The following is a 22018-nucleotide window of genomic DNA, read 5'->3' on the forward strand; positions in this document are numbered from 1 at the left end:
CTGGAAACCAAACCTTCGGTTTGCGTCAATAATAACTGTCGCTGAGGGATAGAGGTTGGGTCATCAGCGCCACCTTGGAAGGCTTGGAAGAAAGCAGTCATAGCAGGCGTCAAACCAGTTGTCGTGCTGGCAAGCAAGTTATCGATCGACTCTGCTTGAGTAAGCACTGCATCACGTTCATGATAAACGGTTGTATCGGCACGAACCTGCTCGCTAATAAAATCCTCTGCATTTCTACGAATCGTGGCAATATTCGCGCCCTGACCAGTGTAACCACTACCAGTAAGAATAGATTTATTATCTACAAACACGGCCTCCTGACGACTGTAGCCAGGTGTATTGGTATTAGAAACATTATTACCCGTGACCGATAAGGCTGTCTGATGAGCTTGTAGACCTGAAAGGCCAATACCGATTAGATCTGGCATATCAGCCTCCAATTCCTAATTTGCTTGCGGTAGAGCCAAGGTCCAGACTAGAAAGTTCATCAATATTCATATAACGATCAATAATACGATTAATCTTGTTGGCATAGTCTGGGTCGGTTGCATAGCCGGCATCTTGTAGCTCGTGTGCAAAGTCATACGGATCACCCGCTTTCTCGAGCGCTTGCTCATATCGGGCATTAGTACTCAAAAAACGCGCATAATCTGAAAAGCTTTCCTGGTAACCCGAATAAGACCTAAAGTCTGCGCGCTCCTTCACTGCGACACCATTTCGATATTCAGTCGTCGTTATATTTGTGCTGTCACCCGTCCATCCTGTTTGCGCCTTAATACCAAATAAATTATGGCTAGGACTACCATCAGAATTTAAGATCTCTCGTTTACCCCAACCAGTTTCCAGTGCTGACTGAGCCAACATTAGACGAGCATCAATACCTGTTTCTTGCTCTGCCTGTTTAGCATAGGGATAAAGAGAAGCGATAAATTGATCGGGAGAACTGAAGTCTAACTTACTTGATTCAGCAACTTTATCTGAGTCCAGGCTAGCAATCGTCTGATCAATTTGATTCATTGCCGTTTCAATCTTTGCAATTTTCTCTGCGCTAACAAATGGCTGGCGCGCATAGTCTTTCAGAGAAAAAGATTTGTCTTGAGAGGTTAATGGATAGGAACTTAAATCTGACTCTTCACCACCTACGCCTTTTGACATTTGTCGCTTGATCACTTCAGCCAGACCAATACCTTTACCAGTTGATAAGCTTACTGCCATCTGGCTATCAAACATCTGCTGATAAAAGTCTGATTGGTTGCTTTGCAATAGGTTTCCTTCAGAAAATACCTTATTAGCATCGCGCATACTTTTAATCATCATCGAGACGAATATCGATTCAAAGTGTTTGGCGGCAGCATCTAGGGCGCCGTCTCTATCTGTCTTGGATTGATGCTTAAGAGACTGCAGAGCATTGAGATTGTTATAGTCATTTAAGCCCTGGGTATGCTTATTAAAACGGGCAGCACTGTTCTGCAACTGATTCCCTATATTATCAGTCGCCATCATCATCGGATTATTTATCTGACTCATCAGTGCGCTATTCATCACTAACCTCTAAGGTTCCACATGGCTTTGCTTATATTTCTTTCTATATAACAATTAAATCTGCTTTTAAGGCACCAGCCTGCTTCAAGGCTTCGAGTACAGCCATGATATCTCCTGGCGCAGCACCAACTTGATTAACCGCTTGAACAATCTGGCTCAGCGTCGCTGCAGGGCCAAACTGAAACATTCGACTAGGTTCTTGTTCTGCATCAACATCGGAGCGTGGTACGACAACCGTCTGACCACCTCCAAGCGGATTTGGTTGACTGACTGCAGGGTCTTCAGTAATTGTTACCGAAAGACTTCCGTGGGTAACCGCAGCTGGAAGCACCTTAACGTTCTGACCGACAACGATGGTGCCGGTACGAGAGTTAATAATCACTCTCGCCGCTTCTTCCCCTGTTTCAACATTCATATTTTCGAGCATCGACAAAAAGCTAACTCGCTGAGATGCATCGCGAGGGGCTTTGACGGTAATCGAAGCTGCATCGCTGGCGTAAGCTGTATTAGGCCCTAGCAAGTCATTAATCTTCTTGGTTAAATTCATCGCCGTTGTGAAGTCCGGGCGATGTAAATCAAAGGTTAATGTGTCGCCACGATGAAAAGGAGATGCGATGGCTCGTTCAACCGTCGCGCCATTAGGAATCCGTCCCACACTCGGAACGTTAACCTGAATAGAGGAGCCATCGGCACCTTCAGCACCAAAACCACCGACGACAAGGCTGCCTTGAGCAAGCGCATAAACGCGCCCATCTGCGCCCTTTAACGGAGTCATCAATAAGCTACCACCTCTAAGGCTCTTGGAGTCTCCTAACGATGAGGCTGTGATATCAATCTTGTGCCCAGGTTTAGCGAAAGGCGGAAGCTCTGCATGAATTGAAACCGCTGCTACATTCTTTGACTTCGGATCCACACCTTCAGGAATGGTGATACCAAATTTATTCATCATGTTGCGGAAGGTCTGGCTAGTAAAAGGCGTGTTATCTCCTGTACCACTTAAACCGACAACCAAACCATAACCAACCAGCTGATTCGAACGAACCCCCTGTACATTGGCAATATCTTTTAAACGATCCGCGCTAACGTCAAAACTAACCAAAGCAAAACCCAGCAACAATAAACTGGAGCGGCAGAACGAGCTAACTAAAGAAGCGATACCCGCTGCGGTAGCTTTGTAAGAAGCCTTTACACTATAAGACATCACATGAACCACCATTCACTGTTGAAGAATCGGGACAACCAGCCTTGACGATTAACATCATCAAAATCTCCTGTTCCACCATAGGCAATACGAGCATCAGCAACCTTAGAAGACGGGATCGTATTATCTGTGCCAATATCTTGCGGCCTCACCAAACCGGTTAAACGAATATATTCATCTCCCTGGTTCAAGCGCAGCCACTTCTCTCCCTGAATTCGAAGAATGCCATTTGGCAAAACTTCTGAAACTGTGACTGAAATACTACCGCTCAAGCTATTGCTCTGATCACTAGATGCCTTACCATCAAACGCTCGCTCTAAGCTAGGATTAGTCAAAAGGCTCAAACCATGTTTTTGAATAACATTGCCTAGAATGGTTGCCTCATTAAAAGTCACTTCATCATCTTTGTCATAGCTGGTATCTGCTGACTTGGATGAACTGGTGTTTTCTTGCAAGGTAACCGTCAGAATATCACCAACGTTTAAGGCAACCTGATCACCATACATACTAAAGTTTCGGTTAACCTGATAGATCGACCCCGTCACCATTTCACCTGATTTCAGCGCACTCGAAGGTACAGGAGCGTAAGCCGGGTCATTGGGCAAAGGGTGCTCACGAGTCATGATGCTGCATGCACTAGTCAACACGACCAAGCTCAGGCCTAGCACTGCTTTGAATACTTGATTAATCTGCCTCATATAATCACCTTCCCCTCAAACAACTAAGCGCGTATTACAGGTTCTGCCCAATGTACTGGAGCATCTGGTCAGCCGTAGACACAACTTTTGAGTTCATTTCATAGGCGCGCTGGACAGTAATCATGCTGACCAGCTCTTGCACCGTATCTACGTTCGATTGCTCTAGCATGCCTTGCTTAACCTCACCAAAACCTGCCAAGCCCGGCGTGCCCCCTTGAGGGTTACCACTGGCTTCAGTTTCAGCAAACAGGTTATTCCCTAGCGCTTTCAAACCTTGGGGATTAATAAAGTCGACCGTATTAATCTGGCCAACTTGCTGTGCAGTGGTTTCACCAGAAATACTGACCGATACAATGCCATCTTCGCCGATCGTCACTGAAGAAGCATTCTGTGGAATAGTGATGGCGGGTTCTAATAGGTTGCCACCAGCAGTGACGACTTGGCCATCTGAGTTAACCTGGAACTGCCCATCTCGGGTATAACTGGTCGAGCCATCTGGCAATATAACTTGGAAAAAGCCTCTACCATTAACGGCTAAATCGAGAGCCTGGTCAGTCACTTCTAAGGAGCCTTGGGTAAATTGCTTAGTCGTCCCTTCGATCCTGACACCCGTACCGAGCTGGAGACCAGATGGTAATTGAGAGTTTTGTGAGTTCAAGCCACCTGGCTCTCTTTTCACCTGATACAACAGGTCCTGAAAAACCGCTTCATCACGCTTAAAGCCAACCGTACTAGCATTCGCCAAGTTGTTGGAAATCGTGGTCAAGGACATATCTTGTGCACTTAGACCGGTTTTACTGACATAAAGAGCTGGATGCATGATGCTTCTCCCAAATTGAAATTCTACTGCGAATCAATCAGACCTGAAGCGTTTAAGGGCTATCTGTGATACCCCTTATTTAAAGCTAGTAAGCAAATACCGCTAACGAAGCAGTCAAAAAATCAGCACTCTATAAATCTGCAACTACGTGCCGCTTTTATGACGTTTTTCAGGTCTTACTAGGAGAACTGCAACAAACGTGCCGTTTGTTGAGAAATTTGATCAGCCTGGCTCATTAATTTAACTTGAAGCTCATACTGTCGCGATAGAGATAGGATATCTGTTAAAGACGATACCGCATTTACATTAGAACCTTCCAGAAACCCCGTTTCCAGTTTGATGTTCGGGTCAGCAACTGCCGGTGGCTCATCACCCTTCATATGCAATAGACCATCTTCTTTCTTTTCGATCATATCAGGGTCGGGATTAACTAGCTTAATTCGATCAACCGCCGCTAAGCCAACAGCTCCACCACCCAAAGGAAGAACCGAAACCGTACCGTCAGCACCAATCTCAACAGTTGCCGAAGGCGGCAAAACAATTGGACCACCATTACCCAAAACAGGCAAACCAATGCCAGCCCTTAGCTGCCCATTGACATCTACCTGCAGGTCGCCTGCCCGGGTATAGGCTTCCGAACCATCTGCGGCCTGAACCGCAATCCATCCATCACCCTTTACCGCAACATCCAAAGGGTTGCCGGTTTGATTCAGGGGACCCGCCTCAAAATTTGTTCCCGGCCTTTCGGTCAAGGCATAGGCTCTCGATGGATGATGCTCGCCAAACACCGGCATAGCACGCGCCTGAGCGAAATCTTCTTTAAACGCCGTCGTATTAATATTTGCCAAATTATTGGCATGAGCGCGCTGCGCCAGCATATTCTGCTTGGCACCACTCATTGCAATATATAACGCTTTATCCATTTACTTCACCATTAGGATCAAACAATACGCAGCGTCAAAGAAACGGACACTGCAAACGCCTTAGCCTAAGCTCTGCAATTATCTAGCCAACCCAAACAAGGAAGGCTATGAGCGAAATTCAGTACTAGATATTCAAGATAGTTTGCTGGATTGTATCGGCCGTCTCAATGGTCTTGGAGTTGGCCTGATAGTTACGCTGCGCAACAATCAGATTTACCAGCTCAGCAGATAAATCAACATTCGATTGCTCAACTGCAGAGGCCGTTAATAGACCCAAAGACGCCGTACCAGGCGCCCCGACAATCGGGTCACCCGAAGCAAAAGTCTGCACCCAAACACTATCGCCATCAGGTGATAAGCCTTCTACGTCATTGAAGTTAGCCAAAGCTACCTGCCCTAGAACCAAAGACTCACCGTTGGAGAAACGAGACAGAATGACACCCGACTCATCGACATCCAGACCGACTAATCGACCTGTGGTATAACCATTCTGACTTAAGTCATTTACAGCAAACGGGCTACCAAACTGAGTAAACGATGATACATCTACCTCAAAGTTTGAGCTAGTTGGCGGCTGAGGAATCGGCAAAACCCCGCCATCCACAACATTCAAAGGTCGTGCCGCCCCATTTTGATTGCCTTGACTATCTAAAGGGTCCCAATTAGAAATCAAAACATCATCTGACAATGTTTCATTTAAAGTACCGTCATCGCGGAATACCAAATTATAAGTCGCTCGCGATGCATCTGTTCCAATTAATGGATCTCCAACATCCTGGTTATCCACCTGCACATGCATTTGCCAGGTATTTTCTCCCGACAACGAAGACTGCTGCTTAACGAAATACATGGTCAAAACATGAGAGTTACCAAGACTGTCAAAAATAGTCGTTGACGTCGCGTGGTTATAGGTACCAGGATCCGTTGGTGAAAATTGGTTATTAACAAAAGGCGCACCGGTAAAGTTGGTAATGACGGGCGTTGAGGCACTTAAGTTGGTCGCAACGACCCCCTCGTCAAGTACAATGCTAACTCCACCACCTACAGTCGCATTCAAAACGGCAGGAACAGCATCAGGGTCAAGCACTACCGGCGTCGCCGCGGCATCACTCCCAAGAACCTCAAAACTATCGCCCGAGACACCCGCAAAACCGAATACCAAGTTAGCTCCTTGATCCTGAATAATCTGCAAATCACCAGTAGCACTATCTATGACGGCGGTAACCCCCACCAACGCAGACGAGTTAATACGAGTTCCCAAGTCGGCCAATTGCAATGCATCTGTTGCACCGGCTGGCTGGAAACTAATTCCGTTTAAGCTAATACTCATATTTCCTGAGGCATTATCATATCCAGCTAAGGTTATTGTAGAGCTGGTACTAGCAGTCGCATCCACACCTTCTAAAAGCGAAAACTGAGATGCAATTGCCCCGGCAGTTGATTCCGCAGTCGTTGTAATGGTCTGCGACGTGCCATCCGGAAAGGTCACTTCGATATCCTGACTCGCATAGCCATTCACAATTCCTGCTTGTGCTACACCAACATCCGTTGCACCGTTCGAGTTAATCGTTGTGCCACTCTGAGTCAAAGCTTCTTCTGAAGAATCCAGATTCAAAGCTGCTTCGACATTAGTTGATCTTGATGGAGGCAGATCATTCGCATCAACAACCAGATCACCCAGAACTCCCGATACCGTCCCACCTTCATCAGCCTGAAAGCCCTGGACACGCATACCCGTGTTATTGACCATGAAACCATCTTTATCCACACCTAGCTGACCAGCACGCGAATATTTGGCCTCACCCTGATCACTAAGCACGAAAAAGCCATTTCCGGTAATTGCTAAGTCCAGGTTATTGTCAGTAAGGCTTACGTTACCCTGACCAAACATCTGTCGAATATTTTGTACTGCGACACCGTCTCCCGTTGAGGTAGCCCCCCTGCCGAAAAAACTATTGGAATAAACATCACCAAACTCGGCACGCGAACGCTTAAAACCAACAGTACTCGCGTTCGCAATGTTATTACCCGTAACTTCCAAGTCCGTGGAGGATGCTCTCAACCCACCTAATGCAACGTTAAACGGCATACTACACCTCTCTTCTGATTCTTTTTGTCGTAATGATTACAATTATTTCGCACGCCAGACACATACTCATGCCTAGTTAATCTCTCTAACATCTTCTAAAGGAATAGCGCCCATACCGGCTAAGTTAAGCGAAATGGCACCACCAGTCCCGATCGATACGCTACTCACATTGGCGGAAAGCAAGGTCGTAATTTGACTTACATCTCCTCCTTGATTCGATTCAGCAGCGATCGTGTAATTGTCATAGGGCATCTGCTCCCCCTTGCTATTTGTTCCATCCCACGAGAATGGTACAGAACCGGCAAGTTGTTGCCCCATATCCACCTGATTAACCAACTCACCAGAACCGTTAAAGATACTTACCTTTAATGAACCTGTACTGGCTTCAAGATCAACCAATCCACTAATTGTTCCGTCTGCCGCCATGGGAGCTTCAGTACCTGGCACCAAAACCGTTCGCCCAACCATTGCAGAAGCCTGCAAAGCCTGACTAGACTGATACTGGGTTGCAAAACTTTCTACTTGCGAACTTAGTTTCTGCATTTCTTCAAGAGAGCTAAACTCTGCTAACTGAGAAATGAACTCACCATTATCTTGAGGGTCCAGCGGGCTTTGATTCTCCATCTGGGCAATCATCAACTCCATAAACTCATTCTGACCTAGATCAGACGAACCTTGTGTTTTGGTCGTCGGTTCATAGCGGTAGTCTGATAAAGCATCAGCAGAAGACACCGTTGTATTTATATCTGTCATAAGATTTAGCCCCTTACTGACCTAGCGTTAACAAACGCTGCATCATTGTTTTTGCCGCATCCATTACATCAATATTGGTTTGAAAGCTTCGAGAAGCAGAAAGCATGTCAGCCATCTCTTCAACGACATTTACATTCGGGTACATCACATATCCCTGCTCATCAGCCAACGGGTGGTCAGGCTGGTAACGCATATCCAAAGGTGCATCACTTTCAACAATCCCTTTTACTTCAACACCTACCGACTCAGGCGTCTGCTGTAAGAAATCCCCACCAACTGCCTGGCGCATGGCATCTTCTTGGACAGCCGAAAAGATGGGCTTTCGGGCGCGATATACTTCATCAATACTACTTGCCGCACTGTCTGCATTAGCAATATTACTAGCAGTGGTATTCAAGCGAATAGATTGAGCAGCCATGCCGGATCCGGCAATATCAAAAATCTGACTAAGAGACATATTTATTCACCCCGAATCGCATTGGTTAGTGACTTGAACTTGCCATTCAAAAACTGGAAGCTGGATTGGTATTGCAAGGTATTCTTCATAAACTCTGCCATTTCTTCTTGGGTATCAACGGTATTACCGTCAACAGATGGCTGGCTGGGCGTTCGATAAAGCAACTCATTGCTTCCGCTCGAGTTAGCATGAGGCAAGTGCTGTCCGTTCGTGGTCGCCATCTCGAGAGACTTTGCGCCTCCCTGGCTAGCCATTTCATTACCCAGGACCGCTTTGAAGTCTATATCTCTTGCCTTAAATCCGGGTGTATCTGCATTAGCCAAGTTATTAGCCAACACCTCAGCACGGTTAACACGTAACTCCAGCGCTTGTTCGTGAATTCCTAATGCATTGCTGAATGAAATCGACATCGATACTCCCACTTGCTTCATCATAAAGTTTCTACGATTAGATAAAGCAATTGCGATGCCAACCAATAAATATTTTTTTAATACTTAAAAATCAAATACTTATGGTTTTATGGAGTTTTTTAGATCGGCAATTCCTATCCTTTTAGATTTGCCGTTTTTTGAGGGAACAAGCGAAGATATCACCTGGGTTGACCCAATTTATAGTCAGAGGAAAATCGCCGAGCACTACCATGGGACAAAGTAATCCTTACTAGCAACAGGCGCTAACTTTTTGGCTTCGGCAAGCGGTGTACCAATATATAAGAAGCCCACGATAGACTCCTCGAGCGATAAACCCAGGCCTTGCTTCACGTCGCCATTCAATGCCATTTCTCCGGTACGCCAAATACCACCAAAGCCCTGCGCCTGAAGCGCTAACAACATATAACCCACCGCAACGCCGCAGGACACAACCTGCTCTTCGAAAGGTACTTTAGGGTGTTCGATGTTTTTGGACACAGCAACGATGATCTTGGGCGCTCGAAGCGGCATTGAGCGGTATTTATTTTCTTGCGCTTCACTAAGCTTTCCCTCATTCGCTTCAGCAGCCTGACAAAACAAATCACCCAGACGATGTAACGAGTCCCCTTCGATCACAAGAAATCGCCATGGCTTTAAGCATTTATGGTCAGGCGTCCTAAGCGCTGCTTGAAAAACAGTTTCCATTTGATCAGGGCTTGGGGCTGGAGCACTCAAGCGAGGATGAGAAACCCTGGACTTCAATATTTCCAACACCGCATGAGAGCCCGCCTCATCAATTGTTTTATGCTCATTCATACCCGCGTATCTCCTGCTTTAATATAAGCTACCTAACCTGCACTATTCTTTTCAGGTGAACATAATGATATAACCACATTTAGATCACGAAACCTTAGTGCAAGCGCTATTTCCCAAGAACGAAATTAAAACAGTGTAAGCAAAATTTGTCTATATATAAGGGAACTGATAACCTTTGCTGCTTATCAGAGATGTATGAAAAAATGATCCCATTGAAAATATCTAATAAAAAATCGTCAACACAGAATAAGGCGACACAACACTCCACCGACAAAATAGATACGCCACCGTCAGTCATGCCCGCATACAACGGCAGGGTTTTGGCTTATTTGACGTCTAGTATCACGATGGCGGTCGGTGTTCTTGAAGGACATTTCCACGACTACTTGATCTGGTTTATTCCTGCGGCCATGTTATGGCCACACCTTCTTTACTTTGTTATTAGACATTTAAAGCTAGAGCAAAGCGCTGCAGCACGTGAGAACACACTACTAATAGATGGCGCTTTGGTCGGTGTCATTATTGTACTAATTGACTTCAGCCCGACGGCAACCATATTCAATATTCTCATGGCGAGTTTTAGCTTCATCGTCGTTGGAGGTATGTCGACCTGGCTCAAAGGCAACCTAATCTTACTTACCTCCACCATTATTTCCTCCATGATATTCGGCCTTGACTTCGCGCCTCACGCACCAATGATTGTCGATCTAGTGGCCGGTATTAGCGCTACAGTCTATGTCTCGGTTACTGCTTACTATACCCACCAACAAGCCGAAGCCTTACATAAGGCCAAGCACCAGATTCAGACACAAAGAGAGCAGTCTATATCGCTTTCTCACAAGCTTGCTAAATACCTATCTCCACAAGTCTGGCAGTCAATTTTTACCGGCGAACGTGACGTGCGCCTGGAAACACAGCGCAAGCGTCTATCTATCTTCTTCTCTGACATCAAAGGTTTTACAGAGCTGTCGGAAGAAATGGAACCCGAAGGTTTGACCGAGCTGCTGAACAACTACTTCAACGAAATGTCGCAAATCGCCTTAAAATACGGCGGCACAATCGATAAGTTTATTGGCGACAGTATTATGATTTTCTTTGGTGACCCAACCAGTCGTGGCGCTAAAGAAGATACGATGGCTTGTGTTTCCATGGCAATTGAGATGCGTAAGCACATGAAGATACTGCGTCAAAAGTGGAAGAGCCAAGGAATCAAGACGCCACTACAAATTCGAATTGGGATCAGTACGGGCTTCAGCACTGTAGGAAATTTTGGCGCTGAAAACCGCATGGACTACACCATTATCGGCAAGGAAGTTAACTTGGCTTCTCGCTTGGAAGCACTATCAGAGCCAGGCGAAATCCTGGTTTCTTACGAAACTTTCTCTCTGATAAAAGATAAGGTTATGTGTCGTGATAAGGGAGAGATTACCGTTAAAGGCTTCGCTAGACCCGTTCCGATTTATCAAATCGTTGACCTTAGACGCGATATCGGTGCCGGTCAGAGCTTCATAGAGCATGAAGCTGAAGGGTTTGCGATGTATCTGGATACCGGAAAAATAGACGACACTAATAAAGACGCTATCGTCCATGCCCTTGAAAAAGCAACTGAGAAACTAAAAGACAGCTAACACAATAACGCTCGTTACTGCCTTGGAGTTCTCAGGCTCTCCGTTTTCGCCTTAAGATCTGCTGTTGCGCGGTAGGGGTTGATATCCAAGCCACCTCGGCGAGTGTAGCGCGCATAAACACTTAAAGAATCACAATGGCAATATTGCAGTAAATCAATAAAGATTCGCTCGACACAATGCTCATGAAAGTCCTGACACTGCCTAAAAGATACAATATATTTTAGTAAGCTCTCGCGATCTATCTGCTGCCCCGCGTAATGAATAAATACAGTCCCCCAGTCTGGTTGCCCCGTCACAGGACAATTCGAGCGAAGCAAGTCAGAGTAGAGCGTCTCGTTCACCTCAACCCCACCTGGCACCGTTTTGAGTAGCTCAGGGTTCGGCTGATATTCAAAGTCTTCCGCATCTATTTCATCAATACACTCTGCGCTAGCATATAAAGACTCTTCTGCTGAACTTCCCTGGCATAAATTCTCTGCCACATGATGTCTTGTATCTTTTAATGCAAGAACCTCTACAGAAACGATTCCACCGGCCGCAGCACTTAAGTCTTTACTTAACAATCGCTCTACAGCCGAAGCATCTTTGAAAGAAAGGTGGTTGAAAGAGTTCAAATAAAGCTTAAAAGACTTCGATTCAATCATGTATGGCGAATCACATGGAATGCTAAAGTACGCGATCGCTGCCTGAGGCTTACCTTTTGAGTTAAGCCAGGACAGCTCGTAACAGGTCCAGCGGTCTTCACCATGAAAAGGAATATCAGCACTCAGGTTCAGACTTTCACGATTTTGTTTTCGGTCTAAGGGAAAAAGTATCTCGGGTGAATAGCTTTGATCGTATTCAGTCCCTTTACCTAATTGGCTTTGATGAGCATCCGTCACTTTTTACTCCTAAGTTCTGAAAGTGAAAAAACTACGCTATGTACTGATTCTTATATATTAGCTTAGAGGCAAAATCATATTACGCTCTTATGCCTTTTCCGCGATTCAATAAGTAAAGCGCATAAGAAAAGCCTATTACGATAAATCCGCAAATCATCAAATATGAAATACCAATATCGACATCACTTACACCAAGAATACCATAGCGAAAAGCGTTAACCATATACAGTATAGGGTTAATTTGGGAGACCCCCTGCCAGAACTCAGGCAACAAACTGATACTATAAAAAACACCCCCCAAGTAAGTAAGTGGCGTCAATATAAACGTTGGCACTATCGATATGTCATCGAATTTTGTCGCATAAATCGCATTGATAAAACCGCCTATCGAGAACAGGATAGCCGTCAGAATAACAATGCTGGCCGTTACGGCGATATTTTCAACACGTAAATCGGTAAAACCCAGCGACAGTAGTGTCACGATCAGACCAACAGATATACCGCGACCAACACCGCCCATCACATAACCGGACAAGACTACCCAGTTAGGTACAGGTGAGACCAGAATTTCTTCAATGCTATGTTGAAACTTCATGCTAAAAAAAGAGGACACTACGTTAGCATAGGAGTTAGTAATCACTGACATCATGATTAAGCCGGGAACAATAAAGTCCATGTAGTCAAAACCGTCCATGTCACCAATTCTCGGGCCAATCAAGTTGCCAAAGATGACGAAGTACAAAGCCATCATTATCGCCGGTGGCAACAATGTTTGTACCCATATACGAGTAAAGCGACGAATCTCTTTGGTCACAATAGTCAAGAAAGCGACCCATACCTGATGCGCATTCATCTTACACTTCCTCCTGCGTTTTGGCGTTCTCAACCAAATCCAAAAACAACTCTTCTAAGCGGTTTGCCTTGTTACGCATACTCCTGACCTGAATACTCAAACTGTCCAACTTGGAAAAAAGATCATTTATATTTTGCTCACTGCGCACATCAACTTCTAGCAGGCCCTCTTCGTTAAGTCTTGCCTCAAAGCCCTCTAGCAAAGGAACAGTGCTCATGGGTTTATCAAGTTCTAGCACAAAGGTTTCCAGATGCAATTGCTGTAATAAAGATTGCTTACTGGTATTTGTCAGAATTTTCCCTTGATCAATAATCGCAATGTTGCGGCATAGCGCTTCCGCCTCTTCCAGGTAGTGCGTCGTTAAGATAATTGTCGTACCCTGCTCATTGATTTCCTTTAGAAACTCCCACATTGAGCGTCGCAATTCGATATCTACACCCGCTGTGGGCTCATCAAGAATGAGCAATTTAGGCTTATGCACTAAAGCTCTGGCGATCATTAACCTTCTCTTCATACCCCCGGAGAGCATACGGGATGGTTCATTCCGTTTATCCCACAAGCCCAGTTTCTTCAGATAATGATCACAACTTTCCTCAGCTTCTGAAACGGGAATACCATAATAACCAGCCTGAGTAATAACGATATCACGGACCTTCTCGAACTGGTTGAAGTTAAACTCCTGAGGCACCACACCTAAACAGGTCTTTGCCTTAACCAACTGTTTATCGATGTCGTGGCCAAATATTTTGACCTCTCCAGAACTTTTATTAACCAAGGAAGAAACAATACCAAGTGTCGTTGATTTCCCCGCACCGTTAGGCCCCAATAAAGCGAAGAAGTCACCCTGCTCGACACTGACACTGACATTCTGCAAAGCGACATGACCATTACCATAAGTTTTGTTTAAGCCGCGAATCTCTAGAGCGTTTTGCATGATTTGTTTAGTGCCTGCTTGTAAGTAGAGAGGTAAAGTGGAGTGCTCTATCTTGGGGTTAGGCAAAGGAATTTCAAGTCACCAAGGAATGAATATCCGCTTATCTCGAAGAAAGGGTTCTGCATCCTATCGGTAATTTCGCAGGAAGACCTCTTCTCCCATATATTGAATCTGCTGATCAATCATTTTCTCAAAAGGCTTCAACAAAGTTTCGCTATCAATATTTTCATCCAATAGGGGCAGCACTTTTGCGACCGCTTCAATTGTTGATAATGAAAACTCATGTGTCGATTTGCGGATACGATAGCGACTTTTCCCGGCATTTAACAGGGCGAGTGTCGGCAAACTTTGCAGCCAAGTATTCACCAAAACCAGCTCCCGGGTATTCCTCCAGGTGCCATCGAGGATAACTAGCGAATCATATTGTTGTAGCGACTTTAAAAGCGGTGAAGCTAGATCGCTCAGATCTAATACAAGATGTTCTTCGTCATCAGATAGCGACTCAGGATACAACAGCAAAGGGCTGCAAGCGCCATGCTTTGCTAGCAAAGAGAAGCATTTTTCTCGGTCAAATCTTAGGCCGTTCAGCACCTCTACGCCAGATAACCCCTGCTGGATTAATGGCACAGTCGAAAGCGGCTTCTTTTGTTCGTCATCGTGCTGAAAAATAATCAGAGTTCTTGTGTTGCTCTGTTTGCTTATCGATGCACACAAGCAAACTTTTTCAGGCCTATTGCACCGTTGACAATACACTCTCGCCATCGCTTATCTTCTTTCAGCCAATAAAAAAGGCAGTGTGAATCATCAAACTGCCTTTTATCAAGTTTTATTAGGCTTGCTCGCCCAGAAGAGAATAACAAATTAGCCAGACGCGAATGAGGATGCCAAGTGTCGCCAACTCCATTTAGAGGTTGCACCGGATAACAGGTACCGCTGCTCATCTATGTCGTAAGCTCCCTTAGGTAAACTGTCTTTAATGCTTAAAACATTTCTATCGCGGTTTACCTCTTTTAGGTCTACCACTTTACCGCACTTCATTGCTCGCTTCTGAGCATCGAGTACAACCATTACTTTCGGTTGTAAGCGGCGATCTTCATTATGCCCGGTTACAATACCCACTTCCTCAGAACTTAGCTCAACCAAGGTACCTGTAGGGTATACGCCTACCGCTTCAATGAAGCGCTCAACAAGATCTTTCTGAAAAGCGATATTACGCAGCTCGTATAAACGGGCAACAGCATCATAAGGAGACATACCCAGTTCGTCATCACGCGGTGTAATCAACTCCTGATAATAATCAACCAAACCGGCAATCTTAGCTAACAAAGGAATGCGCTCACCCGTCACACCTTTCGGGTAACCGGTACCATTGTGTCTTTCTTGGTGAAATTCAACAATTGATGCAACGCCAGAAGGTAAACCTTCTATCTCAGTTAGTAACTCGACACTCTTTTCAACATATTGCTGATAGGCTGATAGTTGGCTACTCTCAAGGTCCGGATAGGCATCAAGTACTTTTTGCGCAACTCTAGCCTTACCAATATGCGACAATAAAACACCCAAAGCTAAGGTTTCCAGCATCTCCTTCTTCAAGCCCATATGACGCCCCAAAACTAAAGCCCATATAGAGGATTTCACCGAATGCTGATAACTATAAGCATCTATTTCATTCATTTTAGACAGCCAAACCAGGGCATCGGGATTACGAATAACGCTTTCGACCATACCTTTAGCAACTGACTCGGTTTCTTTAATGCTTACATCACCACCTTGCTCGACAGTGAGAAACACCTGGTCAATCGCATCGTATACATGACGATGAAGCTTTTCTACGCGGGCAACTTCTTTGTTAATGGAGACGCTTGCTTCATAGTGATGAGGAGCTTTGACAACAATGGGAGGGAGTTCTATTTCGGGGTTATTCTCGGAACTTCCAGAGATACCCTTTTTACCTTTTTCAGAACTAGGCACAGCGTGATTCGCATGAACCGTTTTGACCTTTTCTCGCTTCACGTCAACATAAACAAATTTACAGTATTCGCTCAAAGCCTTTACATCGTCATCCATACGAATATAAAAGCCCTGAAGAGGAAAAGGCGTTTCATGCCACGGACAATCCAAGTCCGCGACGAACATGCCTTCCTTCAGCGCATTTACTTCGAGTTTTAAACGATTTGTCGACATGACAATACCTACTAAGCTGGTCTTTTAGTTATCTTCCTTACATTTTTGACAATATCTTCAGGCAACACCACTACGTAGCGTTGGCTTATGTAAGCTCAGGTAACAATACCCGGTTGTTTCTTATCAATGCCAAACCGGTCACACTAGCATCTATTCAAAAATAGCTTTTACACTCTAAATATAGATCAAGATCTAATCAATTAGCAGTTAGATTTGTAACCAAGTAAAGTCGTCCTTCCATCAAATATTAGGCATCCGGGTCACAGACAGAAGAGTGGTTGAATAATTCGGGAACTAATTGCTCAATATCGCCGCCCTTTACCTTCTTGGTAGAGACGATATAAGGCTGCTGAGAACTAAGCAGGTAATCTATATTTATTTTCTTACCGCCTCGTATTTTTTGTGTTCGTTTTGGGCGGCAAGACATGTGAATGAGGACTTCTCCCTCCAAATCCAGAATACTACTTGAGCCCTGTCTATCGGTAATCGTTGCACATAGGGAGTTATTCTCTATCTCTAAGCCACGTCGATTCACATCAACTTCTGAACGACCACAGAAAACAATTCCTTCACCTTGGCGATCACTACAGCGGCGGCCGGGGCCAAACGAGCTGTCAAACAAGTGAACTTTCCGCTCGCTACATTGCGCCTCAATCACTACCGGCATTGGGCGAAGCTCGTCACTTGTCCAACCTTCATAACGAACAGACTGCCAATAAACTCTAAATTGTCTAAGTTCGCCAGCAGAGTTTTCCGCCATAAACCAACCATAATGCGTTTGATAATCTGTGGTTGCACAAGCCGTTAAGAAAGCAAACAGTCCGACTAGTAGCAAGCGGGAGAAACTCTTCATTAGCGCTCTTTTACTCCAAAGCTCAATATTTAAATGGCATTTTATCGCTTAGTTGACTTGATAGCCATCAAGTTAAATGCTTTAAATTCTTGACTAACAATTCTTTTTATTTAAGAATGATTCGCATTACTTTATGGAAACTATATTAGGAATATTTATTTATGGCTCTGTCTCGCTTTATTTGCGTCACCCTTCTAACTCTCTCTTCCTTATTCACGACAACTGTTTCAGCAAGCAGTGAAGAGGTTAACGTATACTCTTACCGCCAGCCCTTTCTGGTTCAACCTATGTTCGATAAGTTTACCGAACAAAGCGGTATTAAGGTTAATGTAGTTTTTGCTAAGAAAGGTTTAGCTGAACGCCTGACTCGTGAAGGACGCAACTCCCCTGCCGATTTAGTTTTCACTGTCGATATTGGCCGTTTAATGGAAGTGACCAACAAAGACTTGGTTCAAGCTGTTGAATCAGAAACGCTACAAAAGAATGTCCCGGTACAATATCGCGACCCAGAAAACCGTTGGTTTGGTTTAACGACACGTACTCGCTCTATCTATGCGTCAAAAGAGCGCGCTAACCTAGCTGACATTCAAAACTATGAAGACTTGAGCAAACCCGTCTGGAAAGGCCGTATCTGTACCCGAAGCGGCAAGCACCCTTACAACCTTGCGCTGATCGCATCAATGATCGCTCATCACGGCGAAGCAGAAGCAAAAACCTGGTTACAAGGTGTAAAAGACAACCTGGCGAGACGTCCTCAAGGAAATGATCGAGCACAAGTAAAAGCAATCAACGAGGGTATTTGTGACCTGTCACTTGGCAACAATTATTATTTCGGCAAAATGTTAAACGACAAAGCACAGGTTGCTTGGGCAAACTCTGTCCACCTAACCTTTCCTAACCAAGGCAACCGAGGCACCCACGTGAATATCAGTGGCGTAGCACTTACTAAACACGCACCAAACAAAGAAAGTGCAATCAAGCTAATGGAGTTCCTAACACAGGACTATGCGCAAAGCCTCTATGCAGAACAAAACTTCGAGTATCCGGTTAATACTAAGGTTGAACCATCGAGCCTGGTAAAGTCTTGGGGTTCCTTCAAGTCAGATACACTGCCACTCGCAGATATTGCTAATCTAAGAAAGCGTGCAGCACAGTTAGTTGATGAAGTTGCCTTCGATGAATAATGACTCTAGATAAGCTAAGGCCATGGCTTTTAGAAAAATAAACTAAAGCGGCACTATGCCGCTTTTCGTTTTTAATGTATCTTGCTCAGCTCGGCGTAACTCGAATACTTTGAAGGTTTATCACTCTTGAATTTCAGACTAAACGCTCAAGAGCGTCCCTGGTTCATTTCATCTTTCATTATCGCAACCCTTATCGGTCTCCCGATTGTTGCGGTGGCTTACCTCGCTCTTTTTCCAGAGGAAAACGCCTGGCCGCACCTGCTTAATACAGTTTTACCTAGTTATCTGAAAAACACGCTGATTCTTATGCTTGGCGTTGGCTCCCTAACTTTTCTGGTTGGAACTGGCTCAGCTTGGCTTATTTCCATGTACGACTTCCCCGGCAAAAAGTGGCTGAGTTGGGCCTTATTACTCCCCTTTGCCGTACCCGCTTACGTCATCGCTTATACCTACACTGATTTTCTGGAATACGCAGGCCCCGTGCAATCAGCGCTTCGAGAGCTATTTGGCTGGAAGACCAGCAGAGATTATTGGTTCCCCGAAATCAGAAGTATGGGGGGAGCTATTATCATGATGTCACTAGTACTCTACCCTTACGTCTACATGCTGGCACGCGCGGCCTTTCTTGAGCAGTCGATTTCCCTCTATCGCATTTCACGCAGTCTAGGCTCTACGCCCTTCCAGTTCTTTTATCGAGTATCCTTACCCATTGCACGGCCCGCTATTGCGGTTGGCCTGTCTTTAGTACTAATGGAGACACTTAACGACTTTGGAACGGTAGATTATTTCGCCGTCCAAACCTTAACAGCGGGTCTTTACGACACGTGGTTGAACATGGGCAACTTGGGTGGTGCAGCACAGATAGCCTTACTAATGATGGCTGTCGTGGTTATTCTTATTAGCTCTGAACGCTACTCTCGACGCAGACAAAAGCAATACCAGTCGCGCAACCAAGGCTCAACCATTCCAAGCCATAAGCTATATGGAATAAGGGCTTATCTGGCATTCGCAGTCGCCTTCTTACCGGTATTGTTAGGGTTTCTGTTTCCCTTCTCACTTCTAACGATTTATGCAGTCAAATACTTTGAAATATCCTGGCACAGCAATTTTATAGAGTACGCACTAAACAGTTTTGTTTTAGCCAGTATTGCCGCCTTTGCCACACTGGTTTTAGGCATCGTACTTACTTACAGCAAACGACTAAATTCCAATAAGCTCACTCAGCACCTGGTCAACTTCTCTAGCCTAGGCTACGCCATACCAGGCGCGGTGCTTGCGATCGGAATTATCATTCCCTTTGCTGCCTTCGATAATACCCTTGACGGTCTTATGAGAGAGCACTTTGATTTCTCAACAGGATTGATTTTGAGCGGTACGGCTTTCGCAATTGTATTTTCCTATTCTGTTCGCTTCTTAGCTGTCTCTTCAGGGTCCGTAGAGTCCAGCCTATCTAAAGTAACACCAAGCATGGACATGGCATCGCGCTCACTTGGCCATAATTATTTATCGACACTATTTAAAGTACACCTGCCCATTATCAAGCGGGGTGCTCTTACCGGCATGCTTGTCGTGTTTGTAGACTGTTTGAAAGAATTGCCTGCTACACTAATTTTACGGCCTTTTAATTTTGAAACACTGGCTACACAGGTTTACCAATTTGCTTCCGATGAGTTACTTGAGCAAAGCGCCTTGAGCGCACTAATCATCGTTGCAGTGGGTATTCTGCCAGTTATATTGTTAGACAAGAGTATTAGCCAAAAGTCCTAAGATACGAAGCAATTAGCAACCCAAACATTCATCGACTTAAGAGAAGTAAATAAGCAATATGAGCATCATCTGGATTTTAGTTGCCTTCATATTTGGCTTCATTGCGAAACAAATCACACTCCCACCCTTAGTTGGTTATCTAATTGCTGGCTTCTTGCTCCATGCAAGTGGCGTTACGCCAGAACCGACACTTGAGATGCTTGCAGACCTTGGCATTACGCTAATGCTGTTTACCATCGGGCTTAAAATTGATTTCAGACAGCTTATGAGGCCACAATTATGGTCCGGAACCTTTATTCATATGAGTGGGTGGATGATACTCCTACTTCCTTTGATAATTCTTTGCACAGCTACCCTCAGCCACAGCTTATTTGATCTCAGTTTGTCGCAAAGCGCCATTATCGCTTTTGCTTTTAGTTTCAGTAGCACTGTTTGCGTCATTAAGATTTTGGAAGACAATGCGGAATTAAAATCCAAACACGGTGACCTCGCTGTCGGCGTACTAATCTGGCAAGATATTGCGGCTGTTCTGTTTCTATTCTTTGCAACCGGCAAATCACCAAGCCTTTGGGCATTTAGCTTGCTTGGCCTTTGGTTCCTTCGCCCTTTATTAAAAAGAATGATGGCCTCCAGCGGTCACGGAGAGTTGATCCCACTCTACGGTTTTTTACTTGCACTTGGCGGCCCGGAGCTTTTTGAGCTTGTCGACATGAAGGGTGACTTGGGTGCACTAGTCATGGGCATGCTACTCGCAGGCTTACCTAAATCTAACGAACTCTATAAGTCGTTAATGAGCTTCAAAGACCTCTTCCTAATCTGCTTCTTTTTGTCTATCGGGTTCACCGCGTTACCAACTTTGGAAATGTGGCTCGTCGCCTTAGGCTTGACTATTTTACTCCCCATCAAGTTATTGCTTTTCTTCTTTGTGTTTAATGCGGTTGGCTTACGCTTGCGTACCAGCTTCTTGTCAGCACTCTTGCTAGCCAACTACAGCGAATTCGGGTTGATCGTTGCCAGCTTAAGTGTTGATCAAAACTGGCTAAGCCATGAATGGTTGGTCATCATCGCCCTATCGACAACTCATTCGATGGTATTTAGCTCAATTATTTACAAGTTTGCACATCGAATATACGCAAACAAAAAAGACGCCTTCTCGCGTTTTGAACGTCCTTGTGATACCTCCCAACAAACCTTTTTACCTATCAAAGACAAAGAAGTCTTAATTGTCGGCATGGGGCGTGTTGGAAAAGGCGCTTATCATGAAGCAGAAAGGGATCTCCCCGGGAAGATCTGCGGTGTTGAGCTTGACCCAAAACGGGCACAGGGGTTCAAGGAACAAGGCATTAATATTATATGCGGTGATGGTGATGACATTGAGTTCTGGGAACAGGCCCCATTAAGCGACATAAAACTAATTATGTTAGCCCTGCCTTCAGTCAACGAGATGAAGAACATTATCTATCAGTTGAAGCATACTTCTTATTCAGGAAAAATTTCCGTCATTGCACAATATGAAGACCAACAAAAAGAGCTAATGGGTTTAGGTGCCGATATTGCTTTCAACTACTATGCAGAGGTAGGAACTGGCTTCGCTGAGGAAAGCATCCACTTATTAAAAGGGCAATAAGCTCTTTTACACAACACAAACCAAAATTTTATCGAACACGTCTTTCTTTTTATTCAGGAAGACTTCACTGCGAATAAGACTCTCTATTAAATAATTCTCTCGTGTTGTGACGACACGCGCTAACTTAAAGACCAAAGAGTTCGACTTCGAACTATTCTATTATATAATGATCGCTATTCAACATATTGAGACATTAAAGGAACATTGATCTTATAATGAATAAGGAACAACTGAATCTACTCGAAACACTGGAGAACAAAGGCGATTACGAACAACTAATTACGAATATTAGATTGATTCTACAAAGCGACCGTAAAAACTATGCGCACCCTTATATTAAGCGCTGGTGCGGCATTCAATGGAGAAATATATTTCTAACCGAAGCACTTCAAGACAAT

General features: G+C 44.7%; 22 protein-coding genes. 5 read left to right on the top strand and 17 right to left on the bottom strand.

Going from position 1 to position 22018, the window contains the following annotated elements:
- The 11 genes from A3766_RS26330 to A3766_RS26380 all read right to left on the bottom strand — a co-directional run.
- A partial coding sequence (locus A3766_RS26330; RefSeq protein WP_231883001.1) for a flagellar basal body protein occupies nt 1–428 on the bottom strand: 428 nt, incomplete at its 3' end.
- A 1-nt stretch (nt 429) separates the two neighbouring features.
- The gene (gene flgJ, locus A3766_RS26335) at nt 430–1542 is read right to left on the bottom strand and encodes a flagellar assembly peptidoglycan hydrolase FlgJ (protein WP_082880499.1); all 1113 of its coding nucleotides are present in this window, start codon (nt 1540–1542) and stop codon (nt 430–432) included.
- A gap of 43 nt (nt 1543–1585) precedes the next feature.
- The gene (locus A3766_RS26340) at nt 1586–2743 is read right to left on the bottom strand and encodes a flagellar basal body P-ring protein FlgI (RefSeq protein ID WP_082865169.1); all 1158 of its coding nucleotides are present in this window, start codon (nt 2741–2743) and stop codon (nt 1586–1588) included.
- Nucleotides 2743–3441: a flagellar basal body L-ring protein FlgH gene (gene flgH / locus A3766_RS26345; RefSeq protein ID WP_068511767.1), complete on the bottom strand. Its 699-nt coding sequence runs from the start codon at nt 3439–3441 to the stop codon at nt 2743–2745. Before flgH ends, A3766_RS26340 begins: the two co-directional genes overlap by 1 nt.
- A 34-nt stretch (nt 3442–3475) precedes the next feature.
- On the bottom strand, nt 3476–4261 hold the full coding sequence (gene flgG / locus A3766_RS26350; protein WP_068511766.1) for a flagellar basal-body rod protein FlgG: 786 nt from the start codon (nt 4259–4261) through the stop codon (nt 3476–3478).
- Between the two features lie 179 nt (nt 4262–4440).
- Entirely contained in the window at nt 4441–5184 is a 744-nt protein-coding gene (gene flgF, locus A3766_RS26355) for a flagellar basal-body rod protein FlgF (protein ID WP_068511763.1), read from the bottom strand.
- A 124-nt stretch (nt 5185–5308) separates the two neighbouring features.
- Nucleotides 5309–7273, bottom strand: coding sequence for a flagellar hook-basal body complex protein (locus tag A3766_RS26360; protein ID WP_068643295.1), 1965 nt, complete (start codon nt 7271–7273; stop codon nt 5309–5311).
- A 72-nt stretch (nt 7274–7345) separates the two neighbouring features.
- Nucleotides 7346–8026, bottom strand: coding sequence for a flagellar hook assembly protein FlgD (locus A3766_RS26365; RefSeq protein WP_068508973.1), 681 nt, complete (start codon nt 8024–8026; stop codon nt 7346–7348).
- 13 nt (nt 8027–8039) lie between these two features.
- Nucleotides 8040–8483: a flagellar basal body rod protein FlgC gene (gene flgC / locus A3766_RS26370; protein WP_068508971.1), complete on the bottom strand. Its 444-nt coding sequence runs from the start codon at nt 8481–8483 to the stop codon at nt 8040–8042.
- A 2-nt stretch (nt 8484–8485) separates the two neighbouring features.
- Nucleotides 8486–8893 (bottom strand): flagellar basal body rod protein FlgB, encoded by a 408-nt coding sequence (gene flgB / locus A3766_RS26375; RefSeq protein ID WP_068508978.1) that lies wholly within the window; start codon nt 8891–8893, stop codon nt 8486–8488.
- Between the two features lie 225 nt (nt 8894–9118).
- Complete coding sequence (locus tag A3766_RS26380) at nt 9119–9709, bottom strand: nitroreductase family protein (protein ID WP_068508969.1); 591 nt, start codon at nt 9707–9709, stop codon at nt 9119–9121.
- A 203-nt stretch (nt 9710–9912) separates the two neighbouring features.
- On the opposite strand from A3766_RS26380, the gene A3766_RS26385 reads away from it, so the two are divergent.
- Nucleotides 9913–11337: an adenylate/guanylate cyclase domain-containing protein gene (locus tag A3766_RS26385; RefSeq protein WP_231872322.1), complete on the top strand. Its 1425-nt coding sequence runs from the start codon at nt 9913–9915 to the stop codon at nt 11335–11337.
- 14 nt (nt 11338–11351) lie between these two features.
- On the opposite strand, the gene queF is transcribed toward A3766_RS26385, so the two are convergent.
- The 6 genes from queF to A3766_RS26415 form a co-directional block, all read right to left on the bottom strand.
- Complete coding sequence (gene queF, locus A3766_RS26390) at nt 11352–12218, bottom strand: NADPH-dependent 7-cyano-7-deazaguanine reductase QueF (protein ID WP_068643296.1); 867 nt, start codon at nt 12216–12218, stop codon at nt 11352–11354.
- Between the two features lie 79 nt (nt 12219–12297).
- Nucleotides 12298–13071 carry an ABC transporter permease gene (locus A3766_RS26395; protein ID WP_068508962.1) on the bottom strand — a complete coding sequence of 258 codons (774 nt, stop codon included), beginning with the start codon at nt 13069–13071 and terminating at the stop codon, nt 12298–12300.
- 1 nt (nt 13072) lies between these two features.
- A complete protein-coding gene (locus tag A3766_RS26400) occupies nt 13073–14005 on the bottom strand; it encodes an ABC transporter ATP-binding protein (RefSeq protein WP_068508960.1) in 933 nt (310 codons plus the stop codon).
- 126 nt (nt 14006–14131) lie between these two features.
- The gene (locus A3766_RS26405; RefSeq protein ID WP_068508958.1) at nt 14132–14767 is read right to left on the bottom strand and encodes a tRNA-uridine aminocarboxypropyltransferase; all 636 of its coding nucleotides are present in this window, start codon (nt 14765–14767) and stop codon (nt 14132–14134) included.
- 99 nt (nt 14768–14866) lie between these two features.
- Nucleotides 14867–16189: an HD-GYP domain-containing protein gene (locus tag A3766_RS26410; RefSeq protein ID WP_068508956.1), complete on the bottom strand. Its 1323-nt coding sequence runs from the start codon at nt 16187–16189 to the stop codon at nt 14867–14869.
- A gap of 247 nt (nt 16190–16436) precedes the next feature.
- Nucleotides 16437–17042: a hypothetical protein gene (locus A3766_RS26415; RefSeq protein WP_068508954.1), complete on the bottom strand. Its 606-nt coding sequence runs from the start codon at nt 17040–17042 to the stop codon at nt 16437–16439.
- Nucleotides 17043–17203: 161 nt separating this feature from the next.
- On the opposite strand from A3766_RS26415, the gene A3766_RS26420 reads away from it, so the two are divergent.
- The 4 genes from A3766_RS26420 to A3766_RS26435 all read left to right on the top strand — a co-directional run.
- The gene (locus tag A3766_RS26420; RefSeq protein ID WP_156490469.1) at nt 17204–18226 is read left to right on the top strand and encodes a Fe(3+) ABC transporter substrate-binding protein; all 1023 of its coding nucleotides are present in this window, start codon (nt 17204–17206) and stop codon (nt 18224–18226) included.
- Between the two features lie 126 nt (nt 18227–18352).
- Nucleotides 18353–19993 carry an iron ABC transporter permease gene (locus A3766_RS26425; protein ID WP_068508952.1) on the top strand — a complete coding sequence of 547 codons (1641 nt, stop codon included), beginning with the start codon at nt 18353–18355 and terminating at the stop codon, nt 19991–19993.
- A 58-nt stretch (nt 19994–20051) separates the two neighbouring features.
- The gene (locus A3766_RS26430; RefSeq protein WP_197479766.1) at nt 20052–21620 is read left to right on the top strand and encodes a cation:proton antiporter family protein; all 1569 of its coding nucleotides are present in this window, start codon (nt 20052–20054) and stop codon (nt 21618–21620) included.
- A gap of 215 nt (nt 21621–21835) precedes the next feature.
- On the top strand, nt 21836–22018 hold a 183-nt coding region (locus tag A3766_RS26435), incomplete at its 3' end, for a hypothetical protein (RefSeq protein ID WP_156509158.1).

The sequence above is a fragment of the Oleiphilus sp. HI0132 genome, assembly GCF_001635845.1.

Bases quoted from the DNA above. Each gene is read 5' to 3' on its own strand.
- flgJ (WP_082880499.1), bottom strand. From the start codon at position 1,542: ATGAATAGCGCACTGATGAGTCAGATAAATAATCCGATGATGATGGCG.
- A3766_RS26340 (WP_082865169.1), bottom strand. From the start codon at position 2,743: ATGTCTTATAGTGTAAAGGCTTCTTACAAAGCTACCGCAGCGGGTATC.
- flgH (WP_068511767.1), bottom strand. From the start codon at position 3,441: ATGAGGCAGATTAATCAAGTATTCAAAGCAGTGCTAGGCCTGAGCTTG.
- flgG (WP_068511766.1), bottom strand. From the start codon at position 4,261: ATGCATCCAGCTCTTTATGTCAGTAAAACCGGTCTAAGTGCACAAGAT.
- flgF (WP_068511763.1), bottom strand. From the start codon at position 5,184: ATGGATAAAGCGTTATATATTGCAATGAGTGGTGCCAAGCAGAATATG.
- A3766_RS26360 (WP_068643295.1), bottom strand. From the start codon at position 7,273: ATGCCGTTTAACGTTGCATTAGGTGGGTTGAGAGCATCCTCCACGGAC.
- A3766_RS26365 (WP_068508973.1), bottom strand. From the start codon at position 8,026: ATGACAGATATAAATACAACGGTGTCTTCTGCTGATGCTTTATCAGAC.
- flgC (WP_068508971.1), bottom strand. From the start codon at position 8,483: ATGTCTCTTAGTCAGATTTTTGATATTGCCGGATCCGGCATGGCTGCT.
- flgB (WP_068508978.1), bottom strand. From the start codon at position 8,893: ATGTCGATTTCATTCAGCAATGCATTAGGAATTCACGAACAAGCGCTG.
- A3766_RS26380 (WP_068508969.1), bottom strand. From the start codon at position 9,709: ATGAATGAGCATAAAACAATTGATGAGGCGGGCTCTCATGCGGTGTTG.
- A3766_RS26385 (WP_231872322.1), top strand. From the start codon at position 9,913: ATGATCCCATTGAAAATATCTAATAAAAAATCGTCAACACAGAATAAG.
- A3766_RS26395 (WP_068508962.1), bottom strand. From the start codon at position 13,071: ATGAATGCGCATCAGGTATGGGTCGCTTTCTTGACTATTGTGACCAAA.
- A3766_RS26400 (WP_068508960.1), bottom strand. From the start codon at position 14,005: ATGCAAAACGCTCTAGAGATTCGCGGCTTAAACAAAACTTATGGTAAT.
- A3766_RS26405 (WP_068508958.1), bottom strand. From the start codon at position 14,767: ATGGCGAGAGTGTATTGTCAACGGTGCAATAGGCCTGAAAAAGTTTGC.
- A3766_RS26410 (WP_068508956.1), bottom strand. From the start codon at position 16,189: ATGTCGACAAATCGTTTAAAACTCGAAGTAAATGCGCTGAAGGAAGGC.
- A3766_RS26415 (WP_068508954.1), bottom strand. From the start codon at position 17,042: ATGAAGAGTTTCTCCCGCTTGCTACTAGTCGGACTGTTTGCTTTCTTA.
- A3766_RS26420 (WP_156490469.1), top strand. From the start codon at position 17,204: ATGGCTCTGTCTCGCTTTATTTGCGTCACCCTTCTAACTCTCTCTTCC.
- A3766_RS26430 (WP_197479766.1), top strand. From the start codon at position 20,052: ATGAGCATCATCTGGATTTTAGTTGCCTTCATATTTGGCTTCATTGCG.